We start from the raw sequence: 13,631 nt of genomic DNA on the forward strand, positions 1-13,631 counted from the left end.
TTGTCAGTTTCAACAAACGCTCCTGATTGATATTGAGGGGCTTTCCTTTATCTGCTTCTTAACTAGTCCCTTTTAATGGTCGAAAACGGCCAGAAGGTGGTGACGAAAAGGTACGGTAATTAACAGGCTCGTTACAAAACAAAAAAAACCTATTGAAAGCCGGAAATTGATTGCCAGATAAGCAAACGGTCGAATACAGAGTTCTGATTTTGACTGGCCTCAGGCAATGACTGGCCGGTTGAAGCGGAGTTTGACCAACGTCCCATGCTGGTTTTCGTAGGTCAGCATACCATCGAGCTGGCGGGTAAGCAGTTCTACCAACTGGGTGCCGAAGCCCGTTTCACTGACGGCTTCCACAGGCTGTTTACCGACACCATTGTCGGCTACTATCAACAGCAACGAATCGTCGCCCATTCGCGTCAGGCTGATGCGAATGGTGCCGTTGTCCTTACCAATAAAGGCATATTTAAGCGAGTTAGTCAGTAACTCATTCGTTATTAGTCCTATGGAAACCGCCGTGTCAATATCCAGTACCAGCTCGGGCATCGAACAATTGATGGTGATACGCCCGGCCGCATCGAACGAATCGAGGATGCTTTCGCTGAGGTTAAGAAAATAATCGCGCATCTCAATCGCCCCTAACTGCTTGCCCTGGTACAGTTTCTGGTGGATGATGCCCATACTCTGCACCCGGTTCTGACTGGCCTGTATGGCCTCCTGTACGTTGGGGTCAGTAACTTTAGCCGATTGCAAGGCCAGCAAACTTGACACCACTTCCAGATTATTCTTGACCCGGTGGTGAATCTCTTTCAGCAGGAGTTCGTTCTGGGCATTTTTCTGAGCAATCTCGTCGCGCTGTTGTTTAATGACGACGGCTTCCTGCAGGGCCAGTGCGCGGGCTTGTTCACGCAGACGGACCGTCAACAAATACCAGAAGCCGAGTAGCAGCAACAGCGCATAAGTCGCGTAGGCCCAAAGGCTTTGCCACCAGGGTGGGCTGATGTGTATGCGGAGGGGTACCAGATTTGTCCATATTCCGTCGCTATTACGGGCTTTCAGGTGGAACAGATACGTTCCCGGCTTCATCTGGGCAAAATCAACGGTGTTTTTCAGGCCAATGCTTACCCATTGTGGCTCGTCATTCGGTCCGGTCAGGGAATAGGCATAGGCACGACTGCTGGTGTTGCGGTAATCCAGCAGCGCAAATTTCAGTTCCAGGGTGTTTTCCCGGTGCGACAATGCCAGCTCGTTGGCTGGCCAGCGATCCGGGGGCATGGGCCGCATGGTCTGCGTTCCGTCTATGTCGAAACAGGAAACGCCCACCAACCGCAGCGGTGATGAGGCTTTAGGAATGTTGTGGATGGTATCGGTTGGCCCAAACCGCCGTAAGTTGTTCTGGCAACCGAAATAAATCTCGCCGGTAGTAGCCAGTGCTGTAATGGGCGTAGAGTAAATCGAGTTGCCGACAAACTGCGGAAACGTGGTTACGCGCTCCGTAAGGGGGTCGATACAGGAGACCACCTGATGCTGGTTGAACCAGATTTTGCCGGTTCTGTCGAGGGTAGCGTGGGCAAAATAATCATCCGTGAACCCGTTTGCTGCACCATATTTTTTGAATCGTCCTGTTTTGACCGACAGCTTCTGTAAGGGAGCCGAATACCCACTCGTTATCCATACATCACCCTGCTTATCAATCATGGGCGCAAAGGTGTAGTTGCTGGCCAGTCCGTAGGGGTCGCCTTGCCGGAGCACAAACCGCTGAACTTGCCGGGTTCGTTTGTTTACCCGACTAAGGCCGTGAGCGGATCCGCACACCCATACCGTGTTCTGGGCATCGACCGCAATCTTTTGCAGCGTGTTCGACAATAGGCTGTTGGCATTGGTGGGATCATTTTTCCACTGTTCATAGGTACTCACCAGCCCCGTCTCGACCGATAAGCCACCCTTCAGAATGCGGAAGAGCCCCTGCCCCCAGGTCGAAATCCAGAGGTCACCATCCCGGTCAATGACCGAAGCGATGGCATTTGGAATCGTATTGCTCCCGGCCTTATTTAAACGGACGGGTGTTAGACGACCCGTCTTTTTGTTGTAAACGAATAGGCCAGCTTCCGCACCGACCAGCAGATATGGATCGTAGCCAGTCCCGGTCGACCCTGGCAGCGTGAGGGTGAAATAGGTAAGGGGTTGTTTCAAGACAACCTTCATCTCATCCAGGGCCTGCCTGGATTGGCCCGGCCTGGACTGGCCCAGCCTGGATTGGCCCAGCCTGGATTGGCCCGGATTATAGCGAATCAAGCCTAGATCGGTACTGATCCAAAGGAAGCCTTCCGAGTCGGGCATGAGGGACTCCGTTACGGGTCGGGCCAATCCAGGCCGGGTCGGAACCGCACCGGCGGTGTTGCTCAGTTTGGGCAGTGGAATGTTGGGGTGGCGTTCCTGACGGGGGTCGAAAAAAAGCGGATTTTTGTCGCTTATCCTCTCCAGCCAGATTAACCCTTGGCGGTCTTCGTAGAGGGTTACCAGCTCCCTGAGTTGTTCCCCATTGCTGATGGCTACGGGTGTGCAATGCTCCACGACGGTCCGGTCGGCTGAAATGCGGAAGATGTCGTTTTCGCAGCAAAGCCAAAGCCGCCCCGCCCGATCTTCCAGAATCACATTTGGAAACGGAATGGGTTTGCCATCGGCCGTTCGCTTATCGAACCAACTGATCTGCCCTGTTTTGGGGTCAAAAACCCGCAGCCCTGTTTGGCCCGGAACACCCATCCAGATCAGGCCCCGACGATCTTTGCAGAGGCCGTTAATCACATTGAGACCATCGGTAGCGTTGATGACGGGCGCACCTGATTTATTTACTGTCGGAAAGCACCGCCAACGGTTGCTGGTTCGGTCAAACTGCTCGAACCCAGCCGTTGTGCAAACGTAAATATGGTCGGGGGTCACCAGAATAGGCGACAGCGGATTGCCCTGCAGCTGCCCTGACTCGCCTGGTTTGGGCAAAAAACGGACAGTGCTACCTGTTTTGGGGTCGAACCGATTCATGCCATAATCGCTGCCGATCCAGAGATAACCAGATTCATCGCGTTGAAGAAACCGGAGCTTATCCGACGATAAACTGGTTTTGTTGGTGGGCAGGTGTCGAAAATGGGCCACGTTGCCCGTTTGCTGATTGTAGGCATTCAGGCCCCCGTCGCGGGTGGTTATCCAAAACGTGCCACGCTCGTCCTGAATCATATCCGCCACCCGCGCCGAGGAGAGGGAGTTCAGATTCGCCGGATCAGAGCGTACCGTTACAATCTCATGGCCGTCGTACCTGCTCAGGCCACTGCCAGTGACGAACCAGAGAAAATCGTCGCGGTCGGTGAAGAATCGATTGATGGTTAGTTGATTTCGGTTGCGGCCCAGCGTCTCTTTGGGAGGTTCGTCGAAGTAAAGCACCGTGGATTGTGCCTGCCCATCTGGTACGGACAGGCACAATAGCAGGAGGAGCCACCCAAAAACAACGTATTTACCCATATTGGGACAACCGGAATGCTGTAGCTCACAAGATACGAAAATAGGGTTACGGGGCCAGTGAACGCGATCTGTCAAGGGGCAGGTGGTGCATCAGCATTCCACATACCCATGATAGATACCCATTTGCCGTCATTATTACGTTTGAGTAATTCGGTATAGCGGCCCTTATCGACAACCACTTTCCCATCGGGCGTTTTTACGTCCATCTGGAACTGACCCGTTTCCCACCCCAGGTTCCCTTCACTACCCGTAGCAATCGTTTTGACGGATACATTGGTGGCCCCCGCGTCAATGGCACTTTGCCAGTAGTTAAGGATGTTTGCCCTACCCGTAACGGCAGGTTCACTGGGCGGATACAACGTAGCCTCATCCGCATAGCAGTTCGCAGCCGCCACGGCATCTTTGGCATTGATCGCAGCGGCAAAATTCCGGTTCATCTGCGACAGGTCTTCGGCCGTAGCGGGCGTTGACGTTGCCGGTGAATGACAACCGGCGGCAAACAGGAGAAGGGCCGTAAAAACGGCCAGGATGCGTAGGGAGGATGTGAGCGTCATGATTAACGTAAGTTTAAACGGATTGGGAAACCAGCAACCGTTTTAGGCTCATTCAGCGTAATAGGCTAGGCATCGACAGTATATCAGGCACATCGGTATCAGATCATTCACAGGGCTACCCGATCCCTTTGAAACCTCAGCCTCACTTGTCTTTCTGATCCTCGTTGTTGATATCGCGGATGCAGAAAAATTTTCCGTTGCGTTTTTCAAATATGCCCATGTATTTGCCGGTGCTCACTACGTTGCCAGCCGCGTCTTTAATCGTTGTCTTCCCGACTTCGGTCACTACGTTGCCATCGCCGTATACGTCCATCGTCTCGTAGTAAACCGTAGTCCCGGCCTTGCGCGCTTCCCAGCTTTTGAGCATAGCCTGTCGGATGGCGGCTTTGCCAACAAGCATGGGTTCGTCGTCATTCATTTCCACGGCCTCGTCGGCGTAGAACGACATTAGCTTGTCAATGTCCTTAGCTGTTGCGGCATTGGCCCATTCGGTTTCGATGGCTTGCATTTCCGTTTTGATAGCGGCCATATCGGGTTTAGCAGCTACCTGCTCGGTTGCAGTTTCCTGTTTTTGGGCAGGGGCGTTGCAACCGGTAACAACCAGCATTAGCGCAGCAAAGGCAATCAGGACGGTAGTAAATGGTTTGGTTTTCATAAATCAATCGGGTTTGTGGACCGTGTAGTCCGGATGTTTCATTTTTTCGGCACGAGTGTTCCCTTCATCGGGATGATTTTGCCATCAGGCCGGAAGACGTGGCAATAGGCTTCGCCGGTAGCAAAGTCGGAGTAGAGCGAGACGAACGTTTTGTCGGACTCGTACCAGCCCACCAACAGGGTGTGGTCGCTGAGACGGTGCGTTTTGCAGGGGTCGGTTTCGTCCCGCGTTTTGTCCTGCCAACGTAGCGTCGTATCCGACAGGTACGTCATATCGACCTCGTAGCCGCTGAGGGAATAATGCCAGACTTTATTTTGCACGGCTGAGGAGTTTGCAGGTGTCTGTGCGAGGGCCGTTGCGGTGGTGAGCAACATAGCAACGATGGAAAGTAGCTTCATTACTATATTTTTGGTTTGATGGCGCGACTGATGGCTACTGTACACGGACCAAACGCCGGTAAATTTCTACTACCTTAATTTTCTCGTACACCGTACCCAGTTTTTTATCGGCTTCCTGAAACGATTTGTCGTCGTGGATTTTCTGGTACGCGTTGGCATTGGGCCAATTGCCCTCGAAGAAGTAGCGATATTTGTCGGTTTCTTTTCCATCTACTTTGTAGAGCGTATATCCGGCGTTACTGTAGCCCAGGCGTTTAATGATTGTATTCAGCTCGCCAATCACCGCCGACAGTTGGGCCTCTGTTACACCGGCCGGCATATCGAAAAGGTGGATACTTTTGAGTTGAGTCGTTGCCGTTTGCTGAGCCTGTACAGAGGCCGACATGCCGAGGCTAATCAGCAGCCAAAGCGCAGAAAGGGTAATCAGGAGTTGTTTCATGGGTTTGATTGGTTGATTTGACTGTTTTAAGATCGATTCACCAGCACCGTAGGCTGAGCTTACATGGGCTTATCAGTTCGGATTTAGGTAGTGTCGTCGGTTAAATCCAATTCCATAAACAACAAATAGTCTTTAAATTCTGCGGGGATTTCCATTTCTGGATACGCGTCAATAGCCCGAAATCCAACACTTCTGTATAAGGAATGAGCTGCTTCCATAAACTTCGGACTGTCGAGCCGAATTTTTTTATAACCGACTTTTTTCGCTTCAAGTAGAAGTCGGTTAAGGATCGCTCGTCCAGCCCCAATTCGTCTGATGGCTGGATCAACAAACATTCGTTTCAGTTCACCGATATCGGAGTTGATACGTTTTAGACTTCCAAGTCCACATACTTCACCTTCGTAAATAGCCAGGATTAGCTGTCCGTAAGGGGGTTGAAACTTGCTAATCTGTTGGATGTCCTGGTCAACTGCTTCTTTGGGATTATGGGGGTGGACGCCATAGAGTTCCTGCATTTTGTCGTTACCCCAAACTAAATAGTCAAACCATAATTTTTTAACAGCTTCCAGGTCATCAGGAATGACAACCGTTCTTGTTTTTACTTTTTCACTTTTGTCCATTTCTTGACTAGGTTTTGGTTGTTTACGTTCTACAGATAGCTAAGCCACCACTGCTCTTTATGCGTTGTCTTGTAGGCATCAAACCAGCGACACAGGGGATACAAGGACGCGACAACGGCTATCCAGATGAGGTAAACCACCCCGAGATTGTAGCCTCCATCTCCGGGTAGCACAAACCGCATCGGTATGATTTGCAGCGATTTATCGGCCTCCGTCATGGTGTGGCCAGCGGCAAAAAAGACAATCATGCGCAGGGTATGCAGGAAATAAAAATGGATCGTGTAATAAAAAAAGGCCGTTCGTCCATAGGTGCGCAACACGCTCGTAACGCGATTGTGTACGTTCTCCAGCAACGCCAGTCCCAGCAGTCCCGGCCCTACCGTAATGCACATGTACAGCAGCGATGGTGGGTATTTGTGCACCTTCAGAAACGAGAACAACGTTGTGAGTCCGTCTTTCTGGACGCTCCAGGGGAAGGGGTCGCCGTATCCATTCAGCAAACGCAGCCCCACAAATAACCCAATGGCTCCGGCACCGAGGTAAACCAGCCACTGCTGACGCTTGCTGGCTGCAACCGCTGGGGCAAACAGACGGCCCAGGCAGTAGCCCATCATCATTAGCCCCAGCCAGGGAAGAAATGGGTACAGTACCACAATGACCCGACCGGGAGCGTATTCAAACACACGGTGACTGCCACCATGAAACAGCGCCCACCCAAAACCCGATGTAAATCCCGGTGCCTGTTCCACCGCATCCAGCAGATTGTGGCCTAAAACAATCGCTAAACCAAGGCTCAGTATGGCCCGGAACGGCAGCCACGTTAGCCCGGCCATGAACACCATACTGATGCCCAGCGACCAGAAAACGACCAGCGTGATGGGATTAAACAGGGTAAAGGTATCCGCTGGCGCCATCAGGAGTACCTCGGCTACAATGAGCCATAGACCCCGTTTCAGCAGGAACAGACTCAACTCGCTGCGCGATTTTCGTAAACCCTGCAGGTAGATGGACGTACCGGATAGCAAAGCAAACGTAGGGGCGCAGAAGTGGGTAATCCAGCGGGTGGCGTACAGGACCGGCGTGGTGGTATCCAGATTGAGCGGGTCGTCGGTATAGGCCTGAGCGTGGAAGAAGTCGCGTGTATGGTCCAGCGCCATAATGACCATAATCAGGCCCCGCAGTACGTCGATGGACTCGATACGGCTTTTGATGAATGAAGGCGCTGGATTGAGGGAGCCTGCGGTTGCCGTTTTATGGGTGAGCGGAAAAGTCATTTCGGTCCAGCGGCTAACACTCGTTTATGTGTTCTGGATAGTTTGGATAACCTCAGACAGGAATCTGTCAAAAACGATGAGCCTTATCATCGAATCCGCTTACCTGAATCAGCGCACTTTGTAGGCTTCTAACTCGATCTCAATCAACTGGCCGGGCAAGGCTAATTCCTTTACGCCAAACCACGACCCGGTCGGAAACTGCTTTTTGTAGATCGTATTTCGGTAAGCCGACTGTTCCACAAAATCGGACATGTTCGTGGTCAGAATATTCTCCACCACAACGTCGTCCCAGGTGTAGCCATAGTGCTTCAGAATTTTGTCCAGGTCGGCGTAGCAATTTTTCATTTGTTGTCCCAGATCACCTTTCGCCGTCAGGTTTCCTTTCTCGTCCATACTGACCGCCCCCGATATTTTCAGTTCATTGCCAATCCGAACGGCATGAGAGTAGCCATACGCTTTTTCGACGTCGGGCCGTAACAGGAAGTACTCCGGTGCATCGGATTGAGCCGCAGGTTTCTCATCTGCTTTTTGGGAAACGGTATTGCAGCCGACGGTAAACAGGAGCAGAGCGGCAAAAGCAGACATAAATTGGTTGATTTTCATGGGTCTATCGAATAGAGAAAAAGCTGCGAGATTACAGGGTTTATAGGCGCTCCGTACCGGCTACTTGACTGGTACCGGTGCCGATGCAGACTCCTGGTAAAACGTCGCTTTCCACGCGCCGTTGATTTTGGTGAAGAGCATCGTTCCTGCTACGTGCTCAAACGTTATTTTCTGACCGGTTTTGAGCGTTGCATTCTGTTCCATCGAGAACGTATAAAGCACCAGCGAGTCAGTCAAAACCCGAATCACTTCCTTGTTTGGTACGGCACTCAACGTCTTCATCTGGCTAAACCCGTCTGCGTTCAGTTTCTTGAGGGCGTCGTAGTCACCCAGGGTGCCATCGGGATTAACGGCCTGAAAGTCAGGCGTATTTTCGAAGTAGGTCATGCACCGCTCGATGTCCAGTTTTTCGACCTGTTGGAAAAATTCTTTGATAAGGCCGGAAATTTCCTGTTCAATCGCCTGCTTTTGTTCAGGTGTCATGGCCGACACGACGGTTGTTTTAGCATCCGTTTCCTTTGCGGGGGCGTTACAACCGGCGGCAAACAGGAACAGGGCCGTAACAACGGCCAGCATCTGGGGTACTTGGTTGGTTTTCAATGGACTATTGTTAAAGATGGTGGATTGACTGTGTTGATTTACTTAGCCGCAGGCAGGGGGAGATCGGAGTTGGATATGTCGCGGAAGGGCCTCCATTTACCAGCTTCCTTTTTCCAGAGGACGATGTACTTGTCCTTGACCACCTGCGTACCGGCTTTATCGAATAGGCTTGACTGGCCTTCCTCCGACACGAAATCGCCGGTTCCCCATACATCGATGGCTGTAAACTCAGCTTTGGCGATTCCAGAACCGAGGACGTTGTGTATGGCCGTCTGGATATTTTTGCGGCCCACAATGGCTGGGGCGTTCGCGAACATCAGTTTCGCGTCTTCGGTATAAAAATTGGCCATGCCCACCGAGTCGCCTTTGGCGATGAAACCAGCGAACTCAATATTAGCGGCTTCGATTTCTTTTTTAAGCGTGGCATTATCGACCGTTAAGGCACTGTCTTTGGCGGGCGAGTTGCAGCTGGCAGTGAATAAAAGCGTAGCTGCAAGTGCACCCAGCATTAGGGGTACTTGGTTGGTTTTCATGGGAGTTTGGAATCTGATTTTTGTGAACGGTTAAGGAAAGTAAATCCCCTCCCCAGCGAGAAGGGGGTTTACTGTTTCTTAACTTAAACTAATTGTGTACAGCCACTTTTATTTCTATGGCTTCATGGTGTTATTTCATCATGGCCCGCGCCTTGTCGGCGCGTTCTTTGGCATCAGGAAGGCCCATGGCAGCGGCTTTATCGTAGTATTCGGCCGATTTGGCGTAGTCCTTATTGGTCATGTAGAACTCAGCCAGGCTGTCGTAGGCGTTCGGTTCATTGGGGGCTAGTTCGACGTACTTTTCCAAAGCGGCTTTGGCGTTTTCCATGTCTTTTTTCTGGACATACATATAGCCCAGCGTGTTGTAGTTGGGCGCGTACTTCGGACTCAGTTTGGCCAGTTTCTGGGCGTAGTCTAAGCCCGCGTCAGCGTCTTTGTTTGTGTAAAACGAATGCAGGGACGCCCACTCCAGTGCCTGTGGTGTTTTTGGGTAGGCCGCCACTAACGCTTTCATGTCTTCGACGGGTTTGTAGTTGGGGTCTTTCTGCCAGTTGACAATAAAGTCATGCATAATTTGCTCGGCTTTCGTGAGTTTTTTGGTATCAAGGGCCAGCGTTTTTTCAATCAATGCGGGCCGGTCTGCTTTAGACCCGTACTGTACGGCATAGACGTGAGCCATGAAGAAATTCGAGTCTTCGGCCAATGCTTTGTCGAGTTCCGCTTTGGCATCCTTAAAATGGACATTGGCGTATAGTTCCGATGCGCGATGCAACGCAGCGATGGCCGCTTTAGATTTGGACGATACGGGTAGATAAAAATCCTGTGCCACGATGGTAGTAATACACCCAAAAAGGAGCGCGAATAAGGCGATTAGCGTTTTCATTGGATTTTGGATTTGGTTTGATTGGCTAGAGAATTGATTGGTAAATGGTGCGAACGTTGGAAGCCTGTATAAGGATATCAAATGTCGGCCCACTCGTTGAGCGGCACGTGGGCGGGTTGAAACTGCATTCCCAGCTCCTGAGCAGCCAACGCATAGCTATATACGTTTCGGGCAGCGTGGACCGGGACTTTGCCGTTCAGCATAAGCGTCATGTCCGATATTTTATAGCTTTCGCTGTTGAGCAGGTAGTTTCTGCCATGCAGCCCGGCGGTAGTTGCGGCCCGGAAAATCCCCTCGGCCACGTCGGAAACCGACACAATGGCCATCTCCACGTCGTGGTCAAACATCATCTGCACGAACGGATTAGGGGCAATTTTATGCTTGATAAGGTATTGCAGGCCCACCGACGTCGAATCCTCACGGGCCGACAGCGGTTTACCCATCACGCCTGTGGGCGACACGCTCACGATCTCGAAACCGGGTTGGGGATACGCGGCCACGAATGTTCGCACGGCCTGGTCGGCGTAGTACTTGGCCTGCGCATAGGGAATGGATTCGGGGTCCAGGTACGGCTCGTCGGCTTCGGTATACAGGTGGTCGGCTGGGTAGTGGGGGACGGGCATCGGGTAGGCGGTGTTGAGCGCACCTACCGAGGCTACGAACACCACCTTCTGTATCGAAGGCGTCTGGCTGACCACCTTCAGGAAGTTTTCGGTTCCGCGGACGGTCGGCTCGAACACCTCTTCCTGCGGATTCTCGGCGGCTAATTGAAAGGGAGTGCCGCTATGAACCACAATGTTGCAATCCCTTAAAAACTCGCCAAGATCTGCTTCGTTGGTTACGTCCACTTTCCTGATGGTCAGGTTTTCAGCGTGAGGAAGCTGATGCAGATGCTGGTATTTTTCGGGTTTAGCAAGGTCTGTAGTGGATACCTTCACGGTATAGCCTTCGTTCAGAAATTTTTGGGTTACGTAGCTGCCAATGAAGCCAGCTCCGCCAAGGATGCCTACCGTTTGCATAAAGTTTGGGTTTAAACCACCGGGCCATTTATAGCCCGGTGATGGGGTATGAACAGATTTGGTTAAGAAGGAAGATGTAATTAGTTCTCAGCCGAATAGGCCCAATCGGGCAGGAGGTGACCAGTTCTCGCTTCTATTCGCCAAATGAGGGGGTCCGTTTTGAACCGCGCGTATAACTTACCCTGATGCTGTGGTTCGTGTAAGCGGTAATCGTAGCCACGGCAGCTGGCAGGATATACAGGAAGCAAAAAACACCTGAGAAGGGACGATGGTAAAATGGAGACACATGGTTGGGAACGCTTTGGGGTGGATTAGAAATGGTTGGTCCAATCGACTCGACAACTCGATGGGGCCGACAACGGATCTAAACTATCGCCAACATATTCTCAGGCCAAGTGCTCAAGGACGAACACACTGGTTTACTGTCCGAAGGACAGGAATTACTTACCGGAGGCACAGACTGAAAAAGGGTTAATCAAGCTGCTGATAATGAGGATCAAATAGTCTGAATTCGTTTCAGAAATGCCTCGCGCAGGAGGTGGCTGAGCGGAATCGCTTTACCTCGGATCCCGATATGGCCCTCGCCTACCTCATCGACCTGCGTCAGATTTACCAGATAGGAGCGGTGTACACGTACAAAAAAGTTGGCCGGGAGTTTATCTTCCATCACCTTCAGTGTCGTTGTTAGCAGGTATTCCTTTCCGGCTGTGCAGAGGTGACAGTAGTTACGGTCGGCTTCCACGTAGAGAATATCGGCGATGAAAATCTTGACGATCTTTTCCCGATGCCGCACAAAAATCCGGTCACTGAGCACAAAGGGCGCGTCGGGGGCAGGGTTGGCAGAGGTGGGTGGCTCGTCGGCCAGGCGACTCACGGCCAGTTCGATTGCCCGTTGTAGCTCAATTGCCCGGATCGGCTTGGCGATGTAAGCGTAGGGATGTGTTTTTTTCGCCCGGGCAAAGGTGGCCTCGTCGGTATTGGCCGTGACGTAAATAATCGGGATGTTCCACTGCTGGTGAATAGCATGGGCTGTGTCGATACCATCGAGTGAGCCTTTGAGACTGATATCGAGCAGAATCAGATCAGGGCGGTTGGTTTCAGCATTTGAGATGGCTTCTTCGCCCCTGGGCACAATCCCGCTGACCTCATAGCCAAGTTTAGTGAGTTGCAGGGCGATGTTGGCAGCAATGATCATGTCGTCCTCCACGACGAGCAACTTCAAGGGGGTGTCCATTCCATTTGTTGATCAGTCGTCAAGTACTCATCACGCACGTACCGAAGGTTGAACTCGGTACCGCGTATCCTTGGTAGCGCTAGCAGTGTAATCAACACTGTAAATCCGCTACGAAGTAAACGCAAATTTTATAGTTATGAAAATCAATGACTTGATTAAGCGAAGCCATTCGGATAAAAAGAATTTATGGCACGTATGCAACGGATCACATTGGACAGATACTAAAAAATCTCTGTCTCGCAAAAACGTTCCCAGTGTAAGCCGCATCAACCTTTCAAACAGGGCGTTTCATAAGGCCGACAGATCCCTTAAAATAGGTTCAATCCGTTGTTGCAACAAGCCAGGTTTGCACAAGTTGAGTTAAGGTATTCTGAACTGAGGTTATGGAAGACAGGCTTACAAAGCTGGCAATAGCTCGATCATTGCCGCGCCATACTAAAATGCCAGCCTCATCCTTTATTAGTTGTTGCTTCGGTTGTTCTGTCACTTTCACCCCTCGATGAAAGATCAACTGAATTTGGTTAGGGGGCTGAATCTTCATGGTTATGCGATCTTCATTGCCAATTGAGTAGTTGGGGCCGTTCCACTTAATGCTTTCTGCCAGTCGATTATCAGCCTGCACGATTATTCCCCGTAATGTTTCGATCTGCTGGCGGAGGGGGTGATCAAGCTGATCTAAAAATTGAGTTACTTCTTTATTTACCGGCATTGCAGGGTTCTTTTTAGGTTTCTCAAAGCTATGGCCATCAGTCGTAGTAGGAACCTGTTGATCACGCCAAATATGGGTGGTAATTGCGACAAGTATAGCTTTGTAAGCAATACCTACGATACCACCCATCTCGCTAAACGCTCCCAACTGAGACGAAAAAAAAACCGCCATGCCGAGGGCTTCGGCTACGACCGACAACTGGGTGCCAATGCTGCCGTACCCGACAATACCGAGCTTTTTGCCGCGCAGTTCATAGCTGCGGCTGGCCGATTTGGCCCAAATGCCCCGGTGCATCCGGGCCGACTTGTCGGGAATATTTCGGATGAGCAGAATCATCTCGCCCAGCGCCAACTCGACCGGGTGTTGCTGTACGGCGCGTGAAAAACGGCAATGCCCTGCTGCTGAGCCGCCCGCGAACCAATTCATCGAGCGCCCCTTTGACCAGTTCAACCGCAAATCCTTCCTGCTCCAGAGCCCGAACGGCTTTGGGATGAATGTTTTCGAGCAACAGCGCTTTTGGAGGTCCGTTTAGCACGGCCAAATTCTTTGCGGGCACTTCAAGTAATTCAGGTGTCGTATACAAATTTTCAATTTAAT

General features: G+C 51.3%; 14 protein-coding genes and 1 pseudogene. All 15 read right to left on the reverse strand.

What is annotated here, in order from left to right; translation table 11 throughout:
• Positions 1-219: 219 nt before the first annotated feature.
• Positions 220-3,513 (reverse strand): histidine kinase dimerization/phosphoacceptor domain -containing protein, encoded by a 3,294-nt coding sequence (locus tag DYU11_RS24115; protein ID WP_119670284.1) that lies wholly within the window; start codon positions 3,511-3,513, stop codon positions 220-222.
• A 71-nt stretch (positions 3,514-3,584) separates the two neighbouring features.
• Complete coding sequence (locus tag DYU11_RS24120) at positions 3,585-4,067, reverse strand: YybH family protein (protein WP_119670285.1); 483 nt, start codon at positions 4,065-4,067, stop codon at positions 3,585-3,587.
• Positions 4,068-4,209: 142 nt separating this feature from the next.
• Positions 4,210-4,722 carry a YybH family protein gene (locus tag DYU11_RS24125; protein WP_119670286.1) on the reverse strand — a complete coding sequence of 171 codons (513 nt, stop codon included), beginning with the start codon at positions 4,720-4,722 and terminating at the stop codon, positions 4,210-4,212.
• Positions 4,723-4,760: 38 nt separating this feature from the next.
• Positions 4,761-5,120 carry a MoaF-related domain-containing protein gene (locus tag DYU11_RS24130; RefSeq protein ID WP_119670287.1) on the reverse strand — a complete coding sequence of 120 codons (360 nt, stop codon included), beginning with the start codon at positions 5,118-5,120 and terminating at the stop codon, positions 4,761-4,763.
• A gap of 34 nt (positions 5,121-5,154) precedes the next feature.
• Entirely contained in the window at positions 5,155-5,559 is a 405-nt protein-coding gene (locus DYU11_RS24135; RefSeq protein WP_119670288.1) for a hypothetical protein, read from the reverse strand.
• Positions 5,560-5,642: 83 nt separating this feature from the next.
• A complete protein-coding gene (locus tag DYU11_RS24140) occupies positions 5,643-6,179 on the reverse strand; it encodes a GNAT family N-acetyltransferase (RefSeq protein ID WP_119670289.1) in 537 nt (178 codons plus the stop codon).
• Between the two features lie 29 nt (positions 6,180-6,208).
• Positions 6,209-7,453 carry an acetyltransferase domain-containing protein gene (locus DYU11_RS24145; RefSeq protein ID WP_119670290.1) on the reverse strand — a complete coding sequence of 415 codons (1,245 nt, stop codon included), beginning with the start codon at positions 7,451-7,453 and terminating at the stop codon, positions 6,209-6,211.
• Positions 7,454-7,561: 108 nt separating this feature from the next.
• Complete coding sequence (locus DYU11_RS24150; protein WP_119670291.1) at positions 7,562-8,056, reverse strand: RidA family protein; 495 nt, start codon at positions 8,054-8,056, stop codon at positions 7,562-7,564.
• Positions 8,057-8,116: 60 nt separating this feature from the next.
• Complete coding sequence (locus DYU11_RS24155; RefSeq protein ID WP_229366008.1) at positions 8,117-8,656, reverse strand: nuclear transport factor 2 family protein; 540 nt, start codon at positions 8,654-8,656, stop codon at positions 8,117-8,119.
• 38 nt (positions 8,657-8,694) lie between these two features.
• Positions 8,695-9,189, reverse strand: coding sequence for a YybH family protein (locus DYU11_RS24160; protein WP_119670293.1), 495 nt, complete (start codon positions 9,187-9,189; stop codon positions 8,695-8,697).
• A 130-nt stretch (positions 9,190-9,319) separates the two neighbouring features.
• Positions 9,320-10,072 (reverse strand): tetratricopeptide repeat protein, encoded by a 753-nt coding sequence (locus tag DYU11_RS24165; RefSeq protein WP_119670294.1) that lies wholly within the window; start codon positions 10,070-10,072, stop codon positions 9,320-9,322.
• Between the two features lie 77 nt (positions 10,073-10,149).
• Positions 10,150-11,091 carry an NAD-dependent epimerase/dehydratase family protein gene (locus DYU11_RS24170; protein ID WP_119670295.1) on the reverse strand — a complete coding sequence of 314 codons (942 nt, stop codon included), beginning with the start codon at positions 11,089-11,091 and terminating at the stop codon, positions 10,150-10,152.
• 496 nt (positions 11,092-11,587) lie between these two features.
• Positions 11,588-12,325: a LytR/AlgR family response regulator transcription factor gene (locus tag DYU11_RS24175; protein WP_119670296.1), complete on the reverse strand. Its 738-nt coding sequence runs from the start codon at positions 12,323-12,325 to the stop codon at positions 11,588-11,590.
• Between the two features lie 319 nt (positions 12,326-12,644).
• The gene (locus tag DYU11_RS24180) at positions 12,645-13,205 is read right to left on the reverse strand and encodes a DUF1801 domain-containing protein (protein ID WP_310589500.1); all 561 of its coding nucleotides are present in this window, start codon (positions 13,203-13,205) and stop codon (positions 12,645-12,647) included.
• A pseudogene (locus DYU11_RS33515) lies at positions 13,191-13,551 on the reverse strand (NAD(P)-dependent oxidoreductase); the annotation flags it as partial. The pseudogene DYU11_RS33515 and the gene DYU11_RS24180, both read right to left, overlap by 15 nt.
• Positions 13,552-13,631: the final 80 nt, after the last annotated feature.

Source organism: Fibrisoma montanum, assembly GCF_003583365.1.
GTDB classification, from domain to species: Bacteria; Bacteroidota; Bacteroidia; order Cytophagales; family Spirosomataceae; genus Fibrisoma; species Fibrisoma montanum.